Genomic DNA, 24,872 nt, shown 5'->3' with positions numbered 1-24,872 from the left:
GAGCGCATTAATCGAGGTCTTGCCGCATTAGGATTAGTGCCTGGAGGCAAATTAGCATACACTGCATTAAAAGGGCTTGGGAAGACTGGTTCGAAGGTTGAGCTATTGGTTAGTAAAACAGCTGTCGTTGAGGAAATAGCACAAACGGTTCCAAATAAGTTTTCACCTTCAGTTGTAGCAAAAGGTTTTCAAGGTAGCAGAGATTATCCTGGGATTGATAAATATAGAGATATTACTCTTAAAAAAGGAACTATAGTTTATGCTGGAGAACCTGGAGTAACGGGCTTTTTCACAACGTCAAGTGCTATACGCCGCTCAAAATTAGATGCAACTGCATTGTTTGAATGTTTGCAGGTTTCACCAAGAAATGGATTATATCGGCCAAGTGTAACGGCATTTGAAATTATTGAGGATACACTTGCAGCCTTCGGAATCACACGCGCAAATCCCAAATATGGGGTTGGATGATTGCCTCAATTATACATTCCTAATCATACCAATATTACAAAGCCCCTGATAAGCTATCCGTTAAGTAGCCGTTTGATGAGAGGTAAATAACATGAAGACTATAATCGCATCATTACCAATGAACGATGCTAAGCCATACACTCATCTTGAACCTATAATTGAGCTATTACTAGCTTCAGGTAATGAATTGTCTGATCCTTTGCCTAATTTTCGTTTGCAAGGCAAAGGATTTTATATGGATCGAGATGGTTGGAAATGTGATCTTAAAATGCCAATTGATTTTAAATTAGTTACTTCAAATTTTGAAATTCCACCGTCGATTATAGTTTCGGAAAAAAATAATTCGATTTTGTGTCAGAACACTTGGGTAGAAATTAGAGGAGATATCACATAGCATACAAAAATTCCGAATAAAGCTGAAAGAGGTATTGCTACCAGCCATATTAAGGAAGCAAGAAAATTACTGCAAGAAACCGGCTTGTCTCGAGGGCCAGGAATGAAATTATAAATTCTTTTGAGCATGAAACCTTTAGGATGTACTCATACCTTAATTATATGAATCCAAGTCAGTTTGAACAGATTTGGGGAGAAATGAAGAAAGTTGCTTAACTGGTAACTGGGTGTGTCAATTTGCTTGACCACGTCAAACTGATGCGTTTGGCGTATAAGATAGAAAACAAATATAATGGGGATTATGCAAGTTGGCATTCTAGCATAGAGAGTCATAAGCAGGCTTATCGAAATGCATTAAAAGGTGTGCGTTGGCCTATAACAGACGGATTTCAAAAGGAGCTTAAATAATGGTTCAATATGTTAAATTATTTTGTGTTTTAACTATATTAGTTTCAAATAATTATTTATATTCTGCAACTGCTAATAAAGCAATAGAATTGTCTAGAATGAAATGCAATGATTTAATGGTCTCGCTTGTTTTTGGGAGTTCATATGGCATGACTATGGAAAAATTAGATCTTTCTTTTGCTTTCGAACGTATCAATGAAAATCATATTATGATTAAAGTAGTCAAGGAAATTGAAAATCATAGAATGGGTGTACATGCAAATCTTGAGCTTGATTTAGTTAATGAAACTCTAAGTAATATAGATGCTGAAACTCCAAAATCAATAAAAATAAACACAAAATATATTCCATATATTAGTAAAAAATGTACAAAAGAAAACAATGTGTATGTTAATACAGGAAGATTGCCGGATATCAATGGTGATTGAAAAAGAATATCTATGGGGGCAGAGCTTGATCCTTCAAGTGCCGCTCGCTCAGGTAGTGCAAGTGATGCGTATTATCTCTACGATGAAAACAACCGCATGACCCTAAAGAAAGGTGATCTGCACCATGGGGAAATTGTTTTCGGTAGCAATGGAAGTCGGCTGAGGTATGATAATGCGGGCAATGTGAGCGATGCAGAATGTTATGAGAAAGGGAAGTTAACCGACTACCACTACTATTATGATCAAGCCAATCAGCTCGTACAGGCCTATAAATATGATAAGAAAATTCAAGCCAAACTCTATGATTTAGCGGGTCGGGTTACGGTAGAATACGCCTATGATCAGAAGGGCTATCAGTCACAAACTACTCTCCTTACGTATAAGGAGGGTTTATTAACGCATCAATCCATCCGCGGCTATCGAGGTAACGAGCTATCCTACGTTAATTATACGTATGATACGGTCGATAACCTGACCGATATGGTACTTATCAATAATGGCGGTCCTCAGCATGAAGATGGCTCCAAAATCGCCCATAAGAGCGAAGGCCCAACGCATGGACGCAGTATTCGTCACTACGACCAAAATGGGTTGTTAAATAACGTAGCGGATCCCTAAGCGGTTAATTAACCCCACTCTTCTGCGGAAAGATTAAGTCAGGTATGCTGCGCATATCATTAAGAAGAGACCGATTGATATTGTATGGAAGTAATTGCTCAAGCTGTTTCATGGTCTGGGCTTGGTGGATGTTGGAACGCACGTATTTTAGCCATGAGAAGACCTCCACGTGATTTTGCTTGCAGGTTTCAATCAGTGAAAAGAGAATGCTTCCAGCGCGTGCTCCAATGTCGTTGCCATGAAAGAGCCAGTTTTTTCGTCCAATAACGAAGGGTTTGATGGAGCGCTCTGCGCGATTATTTTGCAATCGTCCATCATAGAGATAGGCATTGAGAGCCTCCCAATGATTAAGGGCATAAAACAAGGCAGCGCCCAAAGGGCTTTTTGCAGATACAATAAGTTGGGCATTATTGAGCAAGGTTTTGATTTCATCCAATAAAGGCTTTGCCTTTTGGATGCGCGTCATGAAGACAAGAGCAGGAGAGGCATTTTGCTCTTTAAGTACACGTTCTATTTTGTAAAGTTTGTCCATCAACTCCACGACCTGGTGAGCAAGCCCTTTCTTTTTATTGGCTTTGACCACATCGACAAAATAGCGTCTGGCATGAGCGAAACAGGCAACATGCACCAAGGAATCGCGCTGTCCCAAGGCCACATAAGCTTTATAGCAATCCGCCTGTAAATAACCGTTGAAATCAGCGAAGAACTCTATCGGTATTTGATGTGCGCGTGTGGAATGGTATTGGTAAACAAAAGCCCGTTTGGAAGGCGAGCCACCAATGAATAACCACATATAGGATTTTTGTGTAGGTAATCGGCCTTTTTCTTTAAGAATCTGCAAGGTCGTCTCATCGGCAAAGGCAATATCGTGACTTTGAATGTCTGCCTCCATAAGCCCTTACCAAGGGGGGCAGCAGATTGGCTGAGTGAATGAGCCAGTTACTTAAAGTACAGCCACAAGAACATTGCTTTTCTGCATCACTTAAATCATGAATTTTTTCAATGTAAGGTAATGATTTCCTTCCTGTTCCTTCTTTATTGCACGTATAGGTGATGGTTTTAGTTGTATTAGTGCTACTGTTTCCCTGCAGGAAGAGCCTCATCAAATTGCAGGGCTAATTGCTCCCTAACCACACTTTTTTCATTCTTACGGCCAAAGCGGGCGGTACGGAATAAATGAAGCTGATGTTGTCATGTTTCAATAGAGAATTTTTGTTGCTGAATGGTTTGTTCTTTTGGCCCAATCAATGCAAGTAGCCGTGCATTTTCAAGGTGTAATTGCTCTAGTGCCAAGGCGAAAACATCATTCATTTTTATTAGCTAATTACCTGTTTTAATCATCACGCATGTATCCTGACTAATTGGGCCATACAGGTCTTCAAAATCACTAATATCTTTTGCAGATACACGATAATGCTGATGGGCTTTACTAGAAACATCAATGACCACGCAAGGCATACATAAGTCATTCACATTAAACTCATGAATGCCTTTCCCGCCAGGAACACAGTGGCTTGGAGCATCCATATGAGTGCCAATCCCTGCATCCATACTTAGTTTCATCACCCTGAATTTATCTTCATTTTGGCAATTAGCATAATCCATTTGCAGCTCATGATTAAAGCCACAACCACCATTCCAACTAGGTATCGTGCTCTCTAATGCATGAGTTAAGTCGATGAGCTGGTAGGGGAATTGCATCTGAGGTCTTAAATTAAGATTCGAGTACTACATTCTACAATGAACATGAGTGATGATAGAAGAAGACAAATAAATAGTATCTTGTTTTTCATTATTTTATCATTGATAAGTGGTTAAAAAAAAGACACATGACTATATCATACCTAAACCAAATATCAAATAGTGTTAATTTTTTATGGGGGATTGGTGATAATTTATAGTGACATGAAGGAATTTTTATCGCGACAATTGGTTATAACTTTGACGGTATGTTTTCCATGGCATCGATATTGAAAAAAAGTTCATAAGTGTACACTTTGTGTCCTTCAGCCTTAAATCGATATGGCAAAGCTATGGAAAAATCATTTTTACTTATCAATCCTAAAGCCATCCGTTTAATTCTCTCCCACATAACCTTCAACCCATTGTTTTGATAAAAAATTAATGTATGAGCTAGGAACGATCATATTTGAGAATTTTTCTGAAGTAGGAAAAAAATATCTAAACGAATTAAAAATAAATCTATGGGAGCACCCAATGGAGTATTTTTTTCATCGTTATCGTGGTTTTAATGAGTTTAAAAAAATAAATTACTCAATGTGGATTGGGCAGTGGCAGTTTGTTAGCTCTGGTTTTTCACTGATACTTGAAACATTCAAAATTCTCGGTGTAGTGGCAAGTTCCTTGTTTGCATTGAATTTCTCCAATGCAGCTTCATTGGCTTATGATGCCTATCAAACGTGTCAGACAGCTCTAATTAAATTAATCTTGGCTCAGAGATTACTGTGTTTTGGATGGGTCGATTTTTAGCTTCATGATATCTCCTTATACAATGCTCATTTTAATTTAAAGCGAATTAAATTAATTGGCAAACACAAATAGAGATAAATTAAGTAGAAAATGCCAAAACATTCTTTAATGTGATAATTTTAAAATTATAGCGGCTCCTTTTTCAGCAATCATGGTTGTAGGTGCATTGGTATTACCGCTCACCAATGTAGGCATAATGGAGGCATCAATCACTCTTAGGTTTTCTATTCCATATACTTTTAACTGTATGGGATCAACCACAGCCATTGAGTCGATACCCATTTTACAGGTGCCTACGGGATGATAAATGGTTTCTGATTTTTGCTTAATGTACTCACGAATCTGTTCTTCTGTTTTTGTTGTTTCTCCGGGTTCAAATTCTTTTGCAAAATAAGGGCTAAAAGCTTGTTGCGATATGATTTCTCGGGCTTTTTGAAAGCCAATGACCATGGCATCCAAATCTTCTTTTTCAGATAAATAATTGGGATCGATTAAAGGCATATCCATCGGATTAGCACTGCGTAATTTAATTGTGCCCCGGCTTTTAGGATGTAAATAACAGGTCATTAATAAATAGCCGTAATGGCGAAACAAATCTTTTAATTGACGGGCGCTATTGGTATACATGGATGCTGCAAAATGCCATTGTAAATCAGGGGCTATCGAATCGGGGTTGCTTCTGGCAAAACCTACGGCCTGGGTGTAATTACTAGTTAATTCGCCTTGATGTTTAAATAAATAAAGTGCTAGTGATTTAAGATGTCGCCATAGAGCGCTGGGAAGAAAACTAAATGAGGTATGTGTTTTATCCAGGCAGCTGATATGGATATCCAAATGATCTTGTAAGTTTTCTCCTACACCTGGTAAATCATGGACTAAAGCTATGCCATGTTTTTCTATCTCTGCTTTAGGTCCTATACCGGACAATAATAAAAGATGGGGGGAGCCGATACTACCTGCAGACAGAATTACTTCTTTGTTTGCCAGGACGTCCTGAGTGGTCCCTCGTCTTATAATACGCACTCCTTGAGCACATTTATTTTCACAAATAATTTTAACTGCCTGAGCCTGCGTAATAATGGTTAAATTACTCCTTTTTTTTATTGGATCTAAATAACCTCGAGCATTACTCCAACGCTGCCCATTTTTTTGGGAAACATCAAAATATCCCACGCCTTCGCGGAGCTGTGTATTATAATTTTCTAAAACCGGATAACCAGCTTGTTCTCCGGCTTGCACAAAAACACGCATCAAGGGATTTAAATACTTGGGCTTATCGACATGAATCTTTTCTTCGCGCTCAAATTTTTCAAAATAGGGAAGTACTTCTTGATAAGACCATCCTTCATTGCCTAATTGTGCCCATTGATCATAGTCATTAGCATGTCCTCGTACATAGCACATGGCATTAATAGAGGAGCTGCCTCCAAGTGTTCGTCCTCTAGGCCAGTACATGTTTCTGTTGTTGCAATGAGGTTGAGCGGTAGTCCACAAATGCCAATTTAATTTTTTACTGCGTATGGCCATGATAATTCCCATAGGCATACTAATGAATGGACTCCTACTTGCTGGTCCCGCTTCGAGTAGGCATACTTTGGTATGGGGGTTTTCGGAAAGTCTATTTGCTAAAACGCAACCTGCGGAGCCTCCGCCTACGATGACGTAATCAAAGATTTTAGGAGCTTGAGTCATGATATGTTCATTCCGTTTATTTATATTTTATTATGGTATAAAAAATTAGGCGCAGTGATTTGTGTGAAAACCTGGTTGCAAGCCAGGCTCTATGAAACAACATAACTTGAACCAGAGTTCAATATATTAATTGCTCGTGCGGCGAGCATTACGATAATTGCTAATGAAATTATCGCTTGTAGCATGCACATGCACTTTGCCCAACGAGTTAATACCGGAGTATCTGTTGGCGAAAAGGCGGTGGTGGTATTAAAGGCCAGGAATAAATAATCCACAAAATGGGGTTTCCAGTCTTTTATATAGTTTGGTACACCTGCCGTTTCAGTTAAGGCAAGCTGCGTTTGTGGAAATAAAAAGGCTGTTGAGCCTGCGCTTTCTGGAAGCTCTCTTTGTACTGGGCCGCCCGCATCTAAGCTCCAGTACCATAATGCAAAAACCAGGATATTGGTTGTCCATAAAATTATTGATGAGACGAGCAAATGGTTTGGGCCAATTTCTCCCTGAAATGTAGCTATAAGTAAGCGACACACAGAAATAATGGTAGACAGTGTAATCAGAATATTAATAGACAAAGCAAGAATACGATTAAGTTGCGAATTGCCACGCCATTGACCAATTATCATTGGAATCAGCATTACGGTTACCAAACCAATAAGCAAGCCTCGTGGCCCCCAATAAAATACTTTGGGAAGAGCTTCGTAGAGTAAGGTGACCACAATAAGCGCGAGCCAAGCAGGCCAACGCGTATTGAAGTGACTTAAACGATGAGATTTTTTTTTCTTGTGATGAGATCCGTTCATCATTGCTCCAGGGGAGAATTATCCTTTTTTCACAAACTCTGATTTTAATTTCATGGCACCAATACCATCAATTTTACAATCAATGTCATGATCGCCATCAACTAGCCTAATATTTTTTACTTTGGTGCCTACTTTTACTACTAAAGAGGAGCCTTTAACTTTTAAGTCTTTAATTACAGTGACGGTATCCCCATCATTTAATACTTGGCCATTGGCATCTTTAATGATTCGCTCTTCGTTTTGGCTTTCATCCACCATATGTTCATGTTTGCTCCATTCATAGGTGCATTCGGGACAAATCAATAAGGAACCATCTTCATAAGTATATTCGGAGTTGCATTTGGGGCAGGGAGGTAATGTATGCATGTTGTTTCTAAACCGGTAATAAAAAAATCAATTATAACATAAACATCATGATTAAGTTCAGCTGGATAATCGAATGTTAGGTTTTTGATGTTTGCTGTGCTTTATAGCTCCGCATATGCTCGTTAATACATTTCATCCCAAAGAAGCAGTTGTTTACAGCATCCGATACATAGCAAAATAAAGGTGTTTTTTCACCATGGTGAACATAAAAAAAACAAATACGGTATTGCATCGCATATTTATACAAATATTCATTGTGTTTTTGTTAAAGCTTGGTATTATTTCCGCTCAAAATTCTCATGTTATGGAACTGGGAATTTAATGAAATAAGCAACAAGTTATGTTGAAAAAGCAACCAATACCTTATGGAAAAATGGAAGTTATTATGAATAAATTAGCATTATTGTCTTCGACATGTTTTAGCCTTTCTCTCTTAACCGGTTGTGCTTCTATCGTTAGCGGCAACCAGCAAAAAATTACTGTATTAACCTCACCCGCCCAAAACGCACGTTGCGCCCTAGAAAATAATAAAGGTAAATGGTATGTGGATCACACACCCAATAGTATAGTGGTTCATCGCAGCAACAAGGATTTATTACTTACCTGTGAAAAGCCTGGATATGAAAAATCATCGACCAAAGTACAATCAAAACTTAAAGGATTAATCTTTGGTAATATTATATTTGGAGGAATTATTGGTGGTGGGATTGATGTAGCAAATGGTTCAGCTTTTGATTATCCCAATGAAATTAAAGTACCAATGAAACCATCCGCTCAAAAGAGAAAAAAATGATTGGTTAGAGTTGAGGGGAGTTGGTCTTTTGAACTTTTGTCTACTCCCCGAAGCTCTTTTTTACATCGTTGACTTGTGTAAAGCGGGACGATGAGAATAACGATGGAGTTGATATATGATTGTTGAAATAACATCAATAACTACAGAGCATATAGAAGGGTTTTGGTCTGCTGTTGATAGCGTTGCGCGTGAACGTAAGTACTTGGCTTTCTTGGAAGGTCCACCAATACATATTACGCGCGATTTTGTCTTGCAAAATATTGAGGGAAATTGGCCTCATTTTATTGCGGTCTGTGAGGGACGTGTCATTGGATGGTGTGACATTAGTTCACTGGATCGGCCTGTTTTTGCTCATATTGGCTCTTTAGGTATTGGCGTATTAGCTGCTTATCGAGGGCAGGGCATTGGCAAGAAATTAATGCAAGCCGCCATTCAACAAGCAGAACAAAAAGGATTAACTCGTATTGAGCTTACTGTGCGTGAGCAAAACCTGCCTGCTATTGCCATGTATGAAAAATTTGGATTTGAGAAAGAAGGTGTTCATAAAAATGCGGTGCGTATTGAGATGAAATATGAAAATCATATTTTTATGGCGCTGTTATTGGGTGATGCAAAAAATTAAGAAGTGGTAGCCACGTAGTCCGCGTTAGCGCAGAATAATACGGGGGTGGTACATAAATCAGGCTTCGATCCGGTATTCGTTGTTACACTGCTGACTTGAAAGTGATTTATAATTAGTCAGTTAAGTTTTTCGTTTAGCCAAAAATAAAGTGATTAATGCACATAATTTTCTAGAACAAAATATTGAGGAAGAGCGTGTTTTTTTTCACTCGCGCTCGATTGTAATCTTGGTTGCGAACCCGCAAAACATTAGATTTACAATTAAAAAGAAAATATTTTTGACATACCCCCCTCCTGTACTAAACTATATGTATAGAATGTATTTTTGAATATTAAGTACATCTTACTCAAATGCTGCAGGCCTGTAAGGGCCATAAATAAGGGGTAAGTTCGTGGTGCCTTGGTTTAGAAAAAAGAGCAGCTATGAACCAAATCTTTTTTTAGTTGTAATCTCAGGAAAACATACTTTTTTTTTTCAGGAAAATTTGATAGAAGCGTATCGGGATGTTAATTTGAGCTATGGATGCTCAAATTAATCATAGAGAATGACTATCAATAAATGAGTCGAAATGGTTGCCATATCAGGTTATGCATTACAAAAGAAAATGCGTAATAATCATAATATCGATACTTACTATGCAATTAGAAGTAAAGATAGGTTCCGTGTGTTGCTAAAAACGCCAAATAATCATCATGTTACAGCTGAAAATATGGCGGTTTTACAGCATGAGTTTAATTTATTACAACAAATTGATTCCCCCACAATCATCAAAGCTTATGATTTTTTACAAGATATTCCTGTACCCATTTTAATTTTAGAGAACGTTGAAGGGATGCTTTTACATGATTATCTAAAGGATAATCGATTAGATATTGGTGATTTTTGTAAATTGGCGTTGCAGCTAGTGGATATAATCGGTGAGTTGCATCAATTAAAAATTATTCATAAAGAAATAAATCCATCGAATCTTATCATAGATCCAGATAAATTAGCGCTCAAATTAATTGATTTAAGCGTCTGTACCCAAATTTCAGAAGAAACCTTTGATTATATGGCATTCAATAGCCTTGAAGAAGATTTGGCTTATATTTCACCCGAGCAAACAGGACGCATTAATCGTCCGATTGATTATCGTACTGATTTTTATTCTTTAGGTATTACTCTGTACCAGATGTTAACGAATCAACTACCGTTTCAAAGCAACGATCCGTTGGAGTTAGTTCATTGCCATATTGCCAAAAAAGCACCACCTGCATTTGAAAAAAGATTGGATGCTCCGGAAATGCTCAATGCGATTATTGATAAGCTTCTCAATAAAATGCCTGAATCACGGTATTCAAACATCCTTGGTTTAAAATCGGATCTGCAAGTCTGCCAAGAGCAATGGACACGTAAACGCTGTATTAAACGCTTTACTTTAGGCTTAAATGATATACGTGATTATTTAAGTATTTCGCGTAATTTATATGGTCGTAATGCTCAGGTAGAGCAATTACTACAAGCCTTTAATCATGTAAGCAAAGGCAATAAAGAAATCGTGTTAATCTCTGGATACTCCGGGGTTGGCAAAACCTCTTTGGTTAATGAAATGCACAAAGCCATGGCGCAGCAACGCGTTTATTACATCCAAGGAAAATTTGAACAGATGCAACGAAATATTCCCTACAGTGGCATTGTCTCCGCATTTCAAAAATTGGTGAATCAAGTCCTTGCTGAAAGTGAGGATCATTTAAACGATCTTAGAACTCAGTTATTAGATTCTCTAGGCAAAGTAGGTCAGGTAGTTATTGATGTTATCCCTGAAATAGAATTAATTATAGGGGCACAACCATCTGTTCCTAAATTAAATCCTAATGATACGCAAATACGGTTTAACCTGGCATTCCAAAATTTGATTCGCGTATTTGCGCAAAAAAATCATCCCTTGATTATTTTTCTTGATGATTTGCAATGGGCGGATAATTCATCTCTTCATTTTATCGAAAACTTATTACAAGATCAGGAAACCAATTATTTATTGTTGCTAGGTGTATATCGTAATAATGAAATTAGCGAGGACCATCCTTTACAGCAAACATTAAATAGCATCAGTAAGAATTATATGGGGCTAACGCAAATTACACTGGAGCCTTTAGAGTTAAAAAATATTCAGCAATTATTACACGATACCTTATTAAGCCCCATGGATAGGATTCAAGAATTGGCACAATGTGTTTTTGAGAAAACCCAGGGCAATCCTTTTTTTATTAATGAATTCATTAAACTACTTTATCAAAATAAATTGTTGCGCTTTTCTTATGAGCAAGGTTCTTGGGAATGGGATTTACCTAAAATCGTGCAACAGAGTGCTACTGATAATGTGGTAGAGCTGCTGACAACGAAGATTCATTGGTTGCCACAAGCAACACAAGAAATTTTAATGTTGGCAGCTTGTTTAGGGCATAAATTTGATTTTAATACTTTGGTCACTATTAGTGAAAAGACAATTAGTCAAACCGCAGATGGCTTATATCAGGCAATAAAAGCTAATTTAATTTATCCGCTAGACGAGGCTTATTTAACCGAGAATTTGATGGGTTTCGAAGGGGTTGTGAATCGTAAGAAATTAAGTACGTTACATTATCGATTTGTCCACGATCGTATTCAGCAAGCAAGTTCGGAATTGGTAGAAAAAGATGAGTTACCCTATCTTCATCTGAAAATAGGTCGATTATTATTCAAAGAAAAAGAATTAACAGAAAACGATGAGCGCTTGTTCGAAGTGATGAAACACTTTAATCAAGGCCTTGCTTTAGTGAGCGATCCCATCCAACGTGCGCACTTGGCCAAGTACAATTTATGGGCTGGTCAGAAAGCTAAATTAGCCTCAGCTTATTATGCGGCGAATGAATATTTTTCCGCAGGTATTTCTTTATTACCTGATAATTGTTGGCAAAATGAAGAGGAGTTGGCATTCCAACTCTATAAAGAACTGGCTGCATGTAAATATCTGATTGGTGATTTTCTAAATGCGAATAGTTATTTTAATCTATTACTCAATCAGGAAAAAAATCCCCTTAAGATTTTAGAAATCAATCAACTTAAAATTGAAATGCTGGCCACGATTGGTAAACATAGAGAAGCACTGAGCCTGGGTTTAAGCGCGTTAAGAAGTTTTGGTATCCACATTCCGAAAAAGGCTAAGAAATATCATTTATTAATAGCCATTTATAAAATCAAATTTCAATTGAAAAAAACGCAGCCCGAATTTATTGACTTACCTTTAATGAGTGATTTAAAACAAAAGGCAATAGTCAATTTAATTGCGCAATTACTTAATAGCGCGTTTATTATCGATCAGATGATGTTTATTTTTCTTACCTGCATCAACTTAAGACTAAGTTTAAAATATGGTTATACCGAAAGTACCTCCATGTGTATTCCTGTTTATGCGTTTGTACTAATGCATTCGTTGTCCTTACACGAAGAAGCACTATCTTTTGTCAGACTTTATAATAAGTTAAAGCAAAAATATGGACCATCAAATTTTGAAGGTAGGAATCAATTTGTTTTAGGAGAATTTATTGAGCCATATCAGTTACCCCTTAGTGAAAGTAATAAAACAATATTAAATGCTTTTAAGCTAGGCTGTGAGGCGGGTGATTTAGGTTACAGCAATTACAGTAGCCTCGCATTGATATCTCATTCTTTTATCGTAGGACAAACACTGGACGAAATAAAACGATATGTTGAGGCTGCCTTGTCATTTATGGCACGAACTAAGATTTCTGATTTTGTCAATGTGACGCGATTTTGGGATTATTCTGTTCAATGCTTAAAAAATCTGGAGCCTATCCGGCCGAAACAATTGGCTGCTTTTGAACAAAGCATCATTCAAGGAGAGAACAAAACGGAGCTGAGCTTTTTTTACTGTTCAATAACGCGATTGCATTGTATATTAGGAAACATCGACCAAGCTATGCGCATGGGGCAAAATCATGAGGCTTATTCGGATTATGATAAAGGATTAATAACCCATTTTGATGGTAAGTTTTATCATGCTCTGGCTTTATGCCAATACCTTCATCAATTACCGAAAAAACAACGTAAACCAATTTTAAAGAAAATAAAGCGATTGAAACAATTGATTGACCGGGATGCTACTTGGTGTCCTGAGAATTTTAAAATGCATTCTTTATTAATCCAGGCGGAATTAGCACAACTCCATAATCAAAATGCACTGCCTTTATATGATGAGGCGATTAATAGGGCATTGGCTAACAAGTCTATTTTAATTGCTGCTATTGCAAATGAGCGTGCGGGTTGCTATTGCATTACCCAAAAAATCGAGCGTGTGGCGCAACTTTATTTACAGAATTCTTATCAATTGTTTCTGAAGTGGGGGGCTATCGCTAAAGCCCAATTGCTGGAGGATAACTATCCAACGTATATTTCTAGTGAAACGGCAATAGCAAAACCAATGCTTTTTCAGGGGGGAGCCCAGAATTTGGACATGTTGGCTATTTTAAAATTTACTCAGGTTCTTTCCAGTGAGATACGGATAGATAAGCTATTGCAAAAATTCATCACCGTTGTCTTGGAAAATTCAGGGGCACAAAACAGTATTATTTTAACCCGCATCAATGGTAAATGGATTATCGAAGCAGAAGGTAACTCAGAGGAACAACATATTTATTTGAATAACCTCAAAGCAACCGATGCGGGATTACAATATCCTCTTTCAGTTTTGAATTATGTGCAGCTGACCAAAAAAGCAATTATTATCAATGACACCAATCTATCGGATCTTACATTTAATGATATTTATGTACAAAAGGAAAAACCTAGGTCTATTCTTGCAATGCCGCTTTTTTATCAAGGGCAACTTTGTCATATTTTGTACTTGGAACATAAAGACAGCAATGATACCTTTACCGCAAGTCATCTAGACAGTTTGCAGTTACTCTCTTCCCAGGCGATGACTTTGCTGGAAAATGCAAAGCTTTATTACCAGGTGTCACATGACCCGCTTACAGGGCTTGCCAACCGTAATATGTTGTATGAGCTATTTCAACAAACCTCAAGAAAGTTTGGTATCTCTGGAAATAAAATCGCCGTATTATTTTTAGATTTAGACCATTTTAAAATGGTTAATGATAATTTAGGCCATGATTATGGAGATAAGTTGCTTATCCATACAGCAAAAATATTAAACTCTATTTTAAAGAAAGGCGATATTGCTGCACGGATAGGGGGGGACGAGTTCGTAGTAATGCTCACCGATTTTACCTCCAAAGAATACCTAAGTTCGATCGTAGAATGGATCTTCCATGAACTATCTAAACCTTTTCATGTTGGTGAGCATATTTTACAAACGACAACCAGTCTTGGAATAAGTATTTTCCCTGATGATGGGCATGACATACAAGCCTTACTTAAATTGGCAGATACGGCTTTATACCAAGCGAAAGAAAAAGGGCGAAATCAGTTTTATTACTATTCAAACCAATTGCAGGAAGATTATCAACGCATACACGGTTTGGATAAAGAATTACAACGCGCATATGAGAATCAGGAATTCTTTTTGATGTATCAACCTTTTTATTCCGTAGATACCGGAGCAATAATTGGTCTTGAAGCTTTAATCAGATGGAAACATCCTGACAAAGGAGTTTTAGAAGCTAAAGATTTTATTTCGACTTTAGAACAGAGTCCTTTAATTGGTCCGGTAAGTGAATGGGTTCTTAAAACGGCTTGCCAACAAACTAAAATTTGGCAGGAGAAAAAGATTTTTTCAGGTTTTATTGCAATAAACTTATCCGCAGTACAATTTCTTAATCAGTCAATTAGTTCTGTTGTTGCCGATGTTTTAGCAGAAACTCAGCTTGATCCTGAATTTTTAGAGCTTGAGATTACAGAAACTATAGTTCTTAATCACAATGAAAACCTATATAAAGAAATTAAAAAGCTGCAACAATTAGGGGTCAATTTAGTTCTTGATGATTTCGGTACTGGTTATTCTGCCTTATCTTATTTAAAATTTTTGCCGGTTAACAAAATAAAAATTGATAAAGTATTTATTGATAATTGTGCAGAAAATTCTTTAGATCAAACGATTATCCATGCGATTACAACCATGGCCCATAAATTAAATATGAAGGTGGTTGCAGAAGGCGTTGAAAATGAGCAACAGCTTAATGCACTTCATACCCAAGGGATTGACGGCTTTCAGGGATATGTTTATTCCCGACCGCTTACCAGCGAGTGTTGCGAAACTTATCTGGATTCTAAGAACAAAGGCTGACTGGCATCAACTTAAGAAAAGCTTGTTAATGTTATTTAATTTCTCATTTGGAGTGCTCTCAATGAACAACCAAAAGAGGATTACCTAAATACCAGCTAATTGGCATGAGCATCTCATGTCTTCTGATGATAGGGAGGAAGATGAAGAACTGGAGGATTTTATTGAATAAACATTTGAAATGCTCCTAATAGGGCGCATTTTTTTATCAAACAATACCGGACCTTTAAAGAAAAAGGTGGATGATAAAATAATGAGTAAAGCAATTAAAAGCCAACTCACATGCAGCATCGCTAAACACCGGATATATAGCTGAATAGGGTTCAAGCAAGTACTGTGTGGTTTGCCAAACGGTACCCCCAACATATTACCAATACAAAAGAAACTGATTGCATAAGAACTGATGTAGGTACTGCCACCAAGATTATCAACAATAAAAAACCCCGCCATAAGTGGCAAGGTCAGATTAAAAACTACGGCCGCAAGCGAAAATACGAGAGCATAAATGATCATTGGACTCTCGTTTTATGAGCTAATTCATTATAAGCAAAGACTGTTTGCGCATATTTTTGCAGATTCGGATCGACATTGGTGGCAATAATATGAGTAAGTAATTCATCAATCCCTGCTTCTTCCTGTTGAAAAATATCCGTTGAATAGCGCGGTGATTCGGTAGTCGCTGTATTATTGTTTTTGAATCACTTCATCATGCAAACAATACACATCAAACTGGCTGTCTAACCCCTTTTGTTGTTGTGGCCAATTCCCCATTGATAAAGTGGTTTTATCGTTTAGGCGTTGCTTAATTTCGGGTTCGATCTTCGGTGGGGTTTGGAGATGCTCAAGGTGGCGTTTTTGTGGTAATGATATGGTGCAGCCCAGGAGCAATACTCCCAGACTTAGGCAAAGAAACATCCTTATGATAAACCCCATGCACGTATCCTTCGTACAACTTTCTGAGGCATGTGGCCCAGAAGTCTTCTTAATATGCGAATTACAGTGTAAACGGATATGCGAAATGGAACAAGCGAGTCTATTTATTATGCTGAATACATGTAATTCAGAGACTTATCGCTTCGAGATGTTACTTTTTTTATCTATTTTTAGGTATAATGTACAATATCAATATATTTGGACCTTTATTAGGAATGTTGCCGTGCAAGAAAAAAAGATTATTCAATTAATTGAGGAACATAGTTCTTCGGCTGAAGCAGAAAACTCACAGGAGCATGTAAAACAGATTTACTTTCAGTATGTTGACGAGATCATAAATAAATTAAGTCAAGTTAATGAAGAAGAAAAAGGGGCCTTATTAAAGCAGCTCAAAGAGGCGGATCAGGTTTATCTTAACGCTCAGAAACTGGAAATCATAGGGCATGTATTATTTAGTCGTCATGGAAAAAGCGCCATCTGGGCGCAAAAACGCTTGGGGATGAGCCCCAATGCACCCATTGCTGCATCTGCTGAAGCGAGTATGAGTCAAACCAACCAATTTACGGGCAATTTATTATTGTATCCTGGGAACAATCAACCATTCATTGCTATCTCCCCAATGAATAGGGCGATGCAAACAGCTGGATTATTAATTCCTGAAAACATTTGTGACGCTGAAATATCTATTGAGCCTGCGTTAACCGAAAATAGTAGCCATCCGTCTGGCTGTGATCTTCGTTCCAAAGCTGATATGAAGAAAATATATGAGGCTACCTCTTTTTGGCGAGAACCGGTCAAAGTGATTCTTTGGTTCTTTTCTATGTTATTTAGCGGGCAAAAGGAGTTTGATAATCTGTATGAAAAAAGAATGCAGGCACTGGACAATATAAAGAAGCATGGTTCTGTTGAGTCTCAGTTAATTGATAATTGCGTTGATGTAAAACAAGATCTGGATTATGCCGGGGATAAAGTCGAGGAGATTAAAAAGCTTATCGAAAAAGTTGATGGTCGCGATTGTTGGTTCTTTGGACATGGGAAAAACTTCCAGTCTTTTTTCGCTGAGCTTTTTGGAATTAAGTCAATTTTTGCCTATGCGGAAACCCGTAGTGTCTATAAAACGCGAAATGATCAAAATGAATTATCATTGTTTACCCCTCCTTATGTTTTGCAAGTTAATCAGGAGACAGGAGCCATTGAAGGAAAATTCACTGCTTCGTTAGGCATATCTGCTCCATTAAAGCAAATAAATACAGGCGCAGACTCGGCTAGGACTATTAGTTTACTTGGAGGACCGATGGTTCAAAATAAGCCGATGGCAGATCCAATTAGTAGAGAACAAACATGTCCTTCTTTAGTTAGTGAATTAATGGAAGAACATCAAAATGAGGCGAGAGCGGATCACCATGCTGGGGTCGGCAACTTAAGCTAAACAAGTTAATTTGAATCAATGTAGCCTGGTTGCTTGCAACTGTCTCTTGATCACATATCTTCAAGAGACAGCCACTAAATATCCCTTCACTCGTTCTCTCAGTCTAAAAAAACCTTTCCAAACGGTAGCCCAAGCTGCACTAGGAATAGTTTTAGGATACTCTTTTTTTTCTATCGCGTTCTATAATATCTTCCATTCTATATCTGATAGTAGGGTATTACAGGGCTGAGTCTCTTCTTCAAGCGAAATGATTTGTCCTTGCTGTTCAAAATGCTCTTTTAATTGCAGTAAACGGACAGCAACAAGCCACCATTTTTTCTAAATTCTCTGGAGACTGCATACGCTGCTTTTCAGCCTCTACACCTGATTTCCATGCTTTATGGAAGTTTTCAATTTTCCAACGTAGTTCATAATATCGGGTGAGCGCTCTGGCTTCTCCAAAGCAAGTAATAGGCTCTGAGGTTAATAATATCCATTGCAGGGACTCCTCTAACTCTGTATTTACTTCCTGAACAAGTAACGCAGTCAATGTAATCGGTGTTAGTTCATCCAAACCTTCTGTCTGGCGGTGCGGAGGCGTCAGTGTCACCTGCAGCGCTTTAAGTTCAATGATGGCTTGACGCTTTTTTCGTCCGCCTTTCTGCGCAACGGTTATTGTTTAGTTGCCCCATGACGTTGCTTGCTACCAGGTTTTCATTTTCCTGGTTAATGTCCATCATGGCGTTAAGGAAGTCATGTTGCAAACAATCAGTCTATGCCTCAAGAGGAAAAATTAATTATTTAGCGCATTAAACGTCCAGATTCTTGCTGTGTATTTAAATGCTTATTTACCCCTTGAATCTTACATTTATTACGCATATAGTAGAATTCACGCCATATATTGGGAGGGATTATGCCAATAGGTTCACCAAAAAAAACAGTATCGGACTCTATGAGTGATCATGAGGATTTTGATGACTTTGAAGATTTTAATGAAGAGGATTTTGAGATTTATGATGAATTTGAGGTTGAAGTTGATGATCTTGAGCCTTATGTTGATGACATCAGTGAGTCTGAACTCCTCAAAAAAGAGCGACGTGAACTAGTAAATATTTTGGTTCAGGGAGATGAGGCTGCACTAAATAATTGGTTAATTAAATCGAACCGATCTTGGAAACAAGAAGATATTATTAGTGATGTTTTATTTCTGGCTTTACAATGCAGTTCATTTACGTTTCTTTCATTATTATTTGCAAAAGCATTCCGTGAATTAAGTATGACTAAGGTGGATGATTCACCTATTTTTATTAAAGAATTAGATTTGCTGATGTACCACTATAATGCACGTAACTTTACAATCTCATTTAATGCGTTTATACAAAAAACTCTTTTACCCAATATAGACCAGCTTGTTATTCAAGGCGAATGCGAAAATGAAATTGATATCCCTCAAGAACTAAAGGCTGAACTTTCTGATGTGTCTTGCGATGAGAGTATCGCCTTGGTGTTCAAAACCGTATTATCCTGGGTGGAGGATGTCTCCTCATCGCAGGGAAAGCGATTCGATACGCTAAAAGATCGAGCATTAGAAGACGATGCCTCAAGCCGTCCATATTGGAGTGGTTTTTTTTGGGGGACTGCTTCTAGAAAAGTAGAAATTGATGGTTATTTTCGCGATCATGATGCGGCCACAGCCTTAGCACTTACTTTTAGTAATGGTGAATTGAACTCTACGGCTAGCGAGCATTTGTTTTTAAAGTTGATCCAAGAAATAAAAAAAGACATTAAAAAAGATCTTAGCTTAGCCAAAGAACCAGGCTATGTTTTAATTGCCTTGTTTAATGAAGAAGATCATAAGCGGTTGTATTGTAGACATTTCCACGATGCAACGATTGCATCTCGAACAAAAGTAGAAACGGAGCTTGTGTTATTATCTCAAAGTAGCCCATATTAGCGTAGTGTTATAGGGGTCCGATGCCCGAGTCGGGCATCGGACCCTTATGAGCTACGTTAAGAAATTATTCTTTAGATACAATAAGCTATTCAATAATTCTTCGTTTTTTTATAAGGGGGCTAACACGCTCTATAGTAATTTCTTGCTTGTTATCATGCACTTTTGCCATGTATCTATGTAACATCATCAGGTTTTCTATGGGCGGGTGTACGCACAATAGAGAAGATCAGCGCCAATGGCGCCTTGATAATTAACACATAATGACGCTACTTAGGGTTCACTGATGAAGTGTTCTGCTCAATGTCATCGACTAAAGCCTCACCCCTTGATTTCCAAAAAGCAAACGTGTTTTTAGTCGCTTTGGAATAAGTTCCCAAAGATAATATATTAAGAATATCCTGGAAAAACCTGATCGCACGATGCGAACGATGAGCGACTAATTGATCGTTATTATCCATCATTATTTTTTTCATATCCGCAATAGGATCAGGAGCCTTATCATCACCTAGAGCATTTATCATATTTCGTACAGTATTATATTTATGAACTGCTGCATACAATTTTGGATAACGCTCCGATGAATGTACGTCATCATTCCCAACTCCCTCTGAAGTGCAGGTTAAAGAGATGCCTTGAGAAACTTGATCGGCAATTTTATCAATATCTGGCTTGCCGTCTTTAAGATAATGCTGTGTTAACAACTCGTTGGGTAGTGAAGAAGCAAGTTTTTTAATTTCATTAGTTAAATGATTTTTATAAACACTGCACTTATCCTGAAGTAGTTGTGTTTTTCTTGTATATTCTAATGAAAAACCGAATGAATAGGTAATTGCATATTCCCTCTCATTCATCTTTATGTTTTTACCCAAATCCGTATCAAGATTATACACATTATCTTGATCTACAGTACCACTACGATGTCCATGAGTAAATGTAATATCATACCCTGAACGTGTTGCTGAGCGGTCGAGGGTAGATTGATTGTCGTTCCATGCTACCGCATTCAAAGCTGTACCGGAAGCAGCTATTTCGTTTGTCTGTTTCTTATTTACATACTCCTGAAATTTCTTGTTAATTGAATCAATAGTTTCTGCTAGCTTTCTCGCAGTTGATGCGTCATAGGGAATATTCAATTGTTTAGCAACTTGCTCCACATGGCTCATATCTATAGGCGCATGGCTATAAAAAGATAGCTTTTTTCCATCAGCACTCAATTCATAAGCAAAAACTTTTAAAGTAGGTTTATAAGCCCTTTGGACAATTTCCATAATTTTATCCAGAGAAAGCAGGTCTTTAGTAATAAGCGCATCCATATGCGTTAAAGACTGCATCTGATTTGAATCTCCTAAAGAAAAGTCATACCCTTCAAAATCAATAGCCTTTATTCCAACCAATTCAGTATAGGTAATAAAATCACCACCATGGTTCGAATACAGTATTTCTAATGGAACTTTTGCTTCATGTAATTTATCAAGAACCCATAAAGTATAATGATCCCCCATCCCCCGATCGCAAAATTCATCTCCAATCAATCGGACATTTGCTTCATTATTAATGATTTTCATTTTATCGTGAATAATTGTAGAAAATTCATTTAAATCTTCTTTAGTAAGCTCTTCTACGGGAATTTGATAGACCGTAACCAAGCGCGCATAATCATGCTTCTCAATAGTCGCGACACCTTGCTTTACTAGAAAGAATATTAATTTAATTGCATTACCATGAAGATCGCCTATCGTAATATTCTTATTTTTTCCTAGGTTATGTTGATTATCTACATCAGGGCATTGATAAATATCTACTTTTGTTTTGATGAGTGGCTCATTCATAGACAACGATCCTCAAAAATTAATCATATTGGTTTATTTATATCATTATAACCTTGAAATGTTAGGACTCGCAAACAGAATCAACTCGGCTCACATTATTTTGTATGGATAAATAGCCATTTGCAAAATAATTCGAGTTCAAAAGCAATTCTATTGGCAATTTAATTCGGTTTCATCAAAATCCATTTGCATTTTATTGTTGGTTCATTGGAAAAATAATTCAAGCAGAGCCGAATCTGTTTTCAAGTCCTAACATCTACGGACACTAATGATACTGGGATGGAAACAAGACCGAAGGATATTTCACCTTTCCAAATGGATTTAACCATAATTCTTCCTTTATTATGGATGGTTACTTAATTCTAGACTATTAAAAACAATAAGAAGAATTGCCATAGGTTTATACCTTCAAATGAGAAGATGAGTAGCGTTTGTATCACTTCACTTTGGATATGAGTAAGCCAAAATGGAAAGGGATGTTGCCCCAAAGAGTGAGTCGGTGCACCCAGCCCTATAAAATAAGAAATATCTTACATCTCATTAAGTCGCTTACTTATGGCTAATCCTCATGGCTTTTCTATAATGAAACCGTTTGGTGCAGCTTCAATCGACAAGACGTCGACCTTGAGTCCTTATTGGCCTTAAGGTGTATTGTAGCTGCGCACAAGCACGACAAACGAACCAACACAAATCTCCCAGGGTTCGCATTTGCAAACAGAGTAAGCATCAATAGTTTAAAAATGGCTTCTCTTTTCTAAATTGCTAAATTTTTCACTTAACCATCTATATCACAATGTTCCATATGGATTTTTTTATTCTGGTCAATTTTAATGCCAAAAGAGCCAGATGCTTTACGCTCTTTAAATCGCTTTTCTTTAGCAACTTCATCATCGAGTACGATACGGCTATTATCTAATTCTAATTTGAGTAGGTAATCAGCTTCTATGCTAAGCAAGTCGTGCTGTAGCTCATACATTAGGTTAGATATTGTTAATTTTTTTGCAATAAAATAAGGATGGATGTCTTCCAAATCCTCTGGGTTCTCTAAAAAATCATTAAATAAGTACCGTTGAACGTCATCCTTCATCAACATTAATTGCTCACAAAAAGCTTCAGCATGGGGCCAATAAAGCAGCGGTCGCTTTAGCCAATAAAAATGCACGAATCATCAGGGCTATCATGACAACCGGTGCGTGTTATCAGCCGGAACTCGCGTGTGCTGCATAAAACACAACAAGAATAAAAACTGTGTTACTACCGTCTGGAGTGTGCTTAAGGTAAAACAATAAGTGATAGCAAAACAGGTAAGACCTGCTCTTTCAAAACCTAACATCGTCAGGGGTTCTAGAAACCGATAAGTTGATGAGGAGAAAGAGCGCAGAGACTATCAGGGCTCATGTGCTGACAAGGCACTGAAACAAGAAGCCGTATACATGGCTGCATCTCTATCTCGTTTTCTAACAATTTATTGAATTTCTTCTTGCATCCAGCGCTGGGTCCATACATGAAGGTGCCCTTACCCCACCTGCTGATTAAAAATCGACCGAATAATGATTGGTTTATTTCTAGTCATGAAAAACCCCTAGCTTACACCCAGAAGGACAAGTAATTAAATTAAAATCTTGTCTCTTCAATAGCGAATGTCTTGCAAAAAAACAAAGTTGATTTTTTTTGCCCACTTGGATATGATGCCGGCTGATTTCAGGAAATTGTGTATTAAGTAAAATCAACCTTAAAAGGAATATTATGTCTATACCATTACTTGGCGTCCCAATAGCCACAACAGCCGTACTTCAAAAATTAACCGTAGTAAAATTACAGTTAGAAATGAGACGAGTACTTCAGCTAAAGATTTAGTCCTCGAACTTACATTAGAGTAAAACCATCAAGTCCAGACACAAATTAGCCTTACTCAACAAATAAGGTTGTTGGCTATTTGTTCTCAAAGAATAAAGGAAATAGATTATGAAAATAACGTTTTTTCCCGAGGAACCATCCGCTCGAGTAAAGTATAGTATGGCATGGGTTAATAATCTTCTTAATAAAACTCCTCGGAGTCCTACACAAGAGAACCCCCTAAGATTACTAAGGGTCGCGCTACCTCGTGAAAGATTCCGGGACGTCCCAGTCCCCGAAATCGACTCGCCAACGCGCGAAGCTAAAGGCCCTGGACGTCCTGGTCCCCCTTGATTTTGAGTCCCCTTCGGGACTAAAAATCTGCGCTCCCCAATGACTGACGCCTTTTCGGATGCCTTATATTTTTCCTACGGAAAAACATCCGGCCCTAAGGCTACCAGGGACTACTCGCCCGCGCCTTCGGCTCTCCATGGCTCGCAGCGGTGGTAGGGATGCTGTTCAACTCCAATACCTCTGGACCGCATTAATGGTTTGGGGCAACAATCATCCCACGATGCTATTCGGTTTTAACGAAATAAGAGTATTGTGTTCCAACGAAATTTTTAACCCCGAGAACGAGTATCAAATTGGTTGGTTGTGGTCTTCATTTACACAAAACTCTCTTTACGAAACTGAATTTAAACACTATTTAACGTCCGACATGCTAATACCAGTAGACTATCCCCAAGCATTTGAGGATGTACCTGTTAGTTTGTACAAAACTATTGAAGAACAAGAACAATTTAAAATTGAAGAGGCCAAAAACCCAGAGGAAGCGAGACAAAAAAAAGAGGCCAGAATAAAAGAAGAAGTGTTAAAACTAGAAGAGTCTGGCTCCAAAGAAAATGCTAAGAAACTAGAAAAATTAAGCGAAGAGGATGCATTAAAGCAAGAAGAGGTTTTAAAACAAGAAAAAAGCAAGCAACCGAAAAATAAAAAATCCATTTTCGTTAAAAAAACAAGCGGGTTACCCTCATTAGAGCAATTAAGAACTTTGGTTTTCTGTGAAGCAATTGAACGTTATCTTTCATGGCGAAATAACAAAAATGAAGCAGATAAACGTGGTTATAATATAACATCCTTTACATGGCTGCGGCATTATACCGCCTTTGGTGAACATCGTGCCAAACAACTCATGCAAAAGCTATTAGCTTCTCCTGAAGATTGCCTAAATATCTTGAAGAAACATTTTTCAGATTACTTTAGTATTAATAATCATTCATTAGATACTTACCTATTAGAAGCCATTTGGGAAACAAACGTTTTATTTTCTATTAACGTGGAATTACCTAATTTGCGCACTATAACAGCAAGAAAACAGCTTTTAGATGCTATTTTGACGACTGACATGCTATCAGCTCCAGAGAATCAAGATGCTCTTGTACCCTGTATTGTTACGTACCTCTTCTCTGAATTACACATCGCACACAAAGATGCTATTCCTGATTATTTAGCACTGTGCCACCAATATCAACGACGTGAAGATGCAGACAA

Annotated in this window: 20 protein-coding genes and 1 pseudogene; 11 read left to right on the top strand and 10 right to left on the bottom strand. The window is 37.6% G+C overall.

All coding sequences use genetic code 11. The features are described from left to right. The 4 genes from ACQY7T_RS03810 to ACQY7T_RS03795 all read left to right on the top strand — a co-directional run. On the top strand, positions 1 to 468 hold a 468-nt coding region (locus ACQY7T_RS03810), incomplete at its 5' end, for a hypothetical protein (RefSeq protein WP_428411386.1). Between the two features lie 91 nt (positions 469 to 559). After that, complete coding sequence (locus ACQY7T_RS03805; protein ID WP_428411385.1) at positions 560 to 862, top strand: hypothetical protein; 303 nt, start codon at positions 560 to 562, stop codon at positions 860 to 862. Between the two features lie 406 nt (positions 863 to 1,268). Next, positions 1,269 to 1,697, top strand: coding sequence for a hypothetical protein (locus tag ACQY7T_RS03800; protein WP_428411384.1), 429 nt, complete (start codon positions 1,269 to 1,271; stop codon positions 1,695 to 1,697). Between the two features lie 12 nt (positions 1,698 to 1,709). Further along, a complete protein-coding gene (locus ACQY7T_RS03795) occupies positions 1,710 to 2,315 on the top strand; it encodes a hypothetical protein (RefSeq protein ID WP_428411383.1) in 606 nt (201 codons plus the stop codon). A gap of 4 nt (positions 2,316 to 2,319) precedes the next feature. Here ACQY7T_RS03795 and tnpC read toward each other — a convergent pair whose 3' ends face one another. Both tnpC and ACQY7T_RS03785 read right to left on the bottom strand, forming a co-directional pair. Further along, positions 2,320 to 3,207: an IS66 family transposase gene (gene tnpC / locus ACQY7T_RS03790; protein WP_428411382.1), complete on the bottom strand. Its 888-nt coding sequence runs from the start codon at positions 3,205 to 3,207 to the stop codon at positions 2,320 to 2,322. 428 nt (positions 3,208 to 3,635) lie between these two features. Beyond that, positions 3,636 to 4,016 carry a cyclase family protein gene (locus tag ACQY7T_RS03785; RefSeq protein WP_428411381.1) on the bottom strand — a complete coding sequence of 127 codons (381 nt, stop codon included), beginning with the start codon at positions 4,014 to 4,016 and terminating at the stop codon, positions 3,636 to 3,638. Between the two features lie 516 nt (positions 4,017 to 4,532). Here ACQY7T_RS03785 and ACQY7T_RS03780 point away from each other — a divergent pair. Then, positions 4,533 to 4,805: a hypothetical protein gene (locus ACQY7T_RS03780; protein ID WP_428411380.1), complete on the top strand. Its 273-nt coding sequence runs from the start codon at positions 4,533 to 4,535 to the stop codon at positions 4,803 to 4,805. A 105-nt stretch (positions 4,806 to 4,910) separates the two neighbouring features. On the opposite strand, the gene ACQY7T_RS03775 is transcribed toward ACQY7T_RS03780, so the two are convergent. The 3 genes from ACQY7T_RS03775 to ACQY7T_RS03765 form a co-directional block, all read right to left on the bottom strand. Further along, entirely contained in the window at positions 4,911 to 6,497 is a 1,587-nt protein-coding gene (locus ACQY7T_RS03775; protein ID WP_428411379.1) for a GMC family oxidoreductase, read from the bottom strand. 89 nt (positions 6,498 to 6,586) lie between these two features. Further along, positions 6,587 to 7,300: a hypothetical protein gene (locus tag ACQY7T_RS03770; RefSeq protein ID WP_428411378.1), complete on the bottom strand. Its 714-nt coding sequence runs from the start codon at positions 7,298 to 7,300 to the stop codon at positions 6,587 to 6,589. Between the two features lie 15 nt (positions 7,301 to 7,315). Next, complete coding sequence (locus tag ACQY7T_RS03765; protein WP_428411377.1) at positions 7,316 to 7,663, bottom strand: zinc ribbon domain-containing protein YjdM; 348 nt, start codon at positions 7,661 to 7,663, stop codon at positions 7,316 to 7,318. Between the two features lie 340 nt (positions 7,664 to 8,003). On the opposite strand from ACQY7T_RS03765, the gene ACQY7T_RS03760 reads away from it, so the two are divergent. The 3 genes from ACQY7T_RS03760 to ACQY7T_RS03750 all read left to right on the top strand — a co-directional run bounded on the left by ACQY7T_RS03760 (position 8,004) and on the right by ACQY7T_RS03750 (position 15,361). Continuing rightward, positions 8,004 to 8,456 carry a hypothetical protein gene (locus ACQY7T_RS03760; RefSeq protein WP_428411376.1) on the top strand — a complete coding sequence of 151 codons (453 nt, stop codon included), beginning with the start codon at positions 8,004 to 8,006 and terminating at the stop codon, positions 8,454 to 8,456. 115 nt (positions 8,457 to 8,571) lie between these two features. Beyond that, positions 8,572 to 9,078: an N-acetyltransferase family protein gene (locus tag ACQY7T_RS03755; RefSeq protein WP_428411375.1), complete on the top strand. Its 507-nt coding sequence runs from the start codon at positions 8,572 to 8,574 to the stop codon at positions 9,076 to 9,078. 568 nt (positions 9,079 to 9,646) lie between these two features. Next, positions 9,647 to 15,361: an EAL domain-containing protein gene (locus tag ACQY7T_RS03750; protein ID WP_428411374.1), complete on the top strand. Its 5,715-nt coding sequence runs from the start codon at positions 9,647 to 9,649 to the stop codon at positions 15,359 to 15,361. An 84-nt stretch (positions 15,362 to 15,445) separates the two neighbouring features. On the opposite strand, the gene ACQY7T_RS03745 is transcribed toward ACQY7T_RS03750, so the two are convergent. Together ACQY7T_RS03745 and ACQY7T_RS03740 are read right to left on the bottom strand one after the other, a co-directional pair. Further along, positions 15,446 to 15,871, bottom strand: a complete 426-nt coding sequence (locus tag ACQY7T_RS03745) for a hypothetical protein (RefSeq protein WP_428411373.1) — start codon at positions 15,869 to 15,871, stop codon at positions 15,446 to 15,448. 171 nt (positions 15,872 to 16,042) lie between these two features. Next, the gene (locus ACQY7T_RS03740) at positions 16,043 to 16,291 is read right to left on the bottom strand and encodes a hypothetical protein (protein ID WP_428411372.1); all 249 of its coding nucleotides are present in this window, start codon (positions 16,289 to 16,291) and stop codon (positions 16,043 to 16,045) included. 223 nt (positions 16,292 to 16,514) lie between these two features. Here ACQY7T_RS03740 and ACQY7T_RS03735 point away from each other — a divergent pair, with 223 nt between their 5' ends. Beyond that, positions 16,515 to 17,720 carry a histidine phosphatase family protein gene (locus ACQY7T_RS03735; protein WP_428411371.1) on the top strand — a complete coding sequence of 402 codons (1,206 nt, stop codon included), beginning with the start codon at positions 16,515 to 16,517 and terminating at the stop codon, positions 17,718 to 17,720. A gap of 265 nt (positions 17,721 to 17,985) precedes the next feature. Here the strand turns inward: ACQY7T_RS03735 and ACQY7T_RS03730 are convergent, their stop codons facing one another. Further along, a complete protein-coding gene (locus ACQY7T_RS03730) occupies positions 17,986 to 18,309 on the bottom strand; it encodes a hypothetical protein (protein ID WP_428411370.1) in 324 nt (107 codons plus the stop codon). A gap of 303 nt (positions 18,310 to 18,612) precedes the next feature. Between ACQY7T_RS03730 and ACQY7T_RS03725 the strand changes: the two genes are divergently transcribed. After that, positions 18,613 to 19,653, top strand: coding sequence for a hypothetical protein (locus ACQY7T_RS03725; RefSeq protein ID WP_428411369.1), 1,041 nt, complete (start codon positions 18,613 to 18,615; stop codon positions 19,651 to 19,653). A 266-nt stretch (positions 19,654 to 19,919) separates the two neighbouring features. On the opposite strand, the gene wip is transcribed toward ACQY7T_RS03725, so the two are convergent. Both wip and ACQY7T_RS03715 read right to left on the bottom strand, forming a co-directional pair. Beyond that, complete coding sequence (gene wip, locus ACQY7T_RS03720; protein ID WP_428411368.1) at positions 19,920 to 21,482, bottom strand: Dot/Icm T4SS effector Wip; 1,563 nt, start codon at positions 21,480 to 21,482, stop codon at positions 19,920 to 19,922. A 775-nt stretch (positions 21,483 to 22,257) separates the two neighbouring features. Further along, positions 22,258 to 22,569 (bottom strand): hypothetical protein, encoded by a 312-nt coding sequence (locus ACQY7T_RS03715; RefSeq protein WP_428411367.1) that lies wholly within the window; start codon positions 22,567 to 22,569, stop codon positions 22,258 to 22,260. A 1,161-nt stretch (positions 22,570 to 23,730) separates the two neighbouring features. Here ACQY7T_RS03715 and ACQY7T_RS03710 point away from each other — a divergent pair. After that, positions 23,731 to 24,872 (top strand): annotated as a pseudogene (locus ACQY7T_RS03710) (hypothetical protein); the annotation flags it as partial.

The sequence above is a fragment of the Legionella sp. genome (genome assembly GCF_965140895.1).
GTDB lineage: Bacteria > Pseudomonadota > Gammaproteobacteria > Legionellales > Legionellaceae > Legionella.
This window is presented reverse-complemented; position numbering and strand designations above follow the sequence as displayed.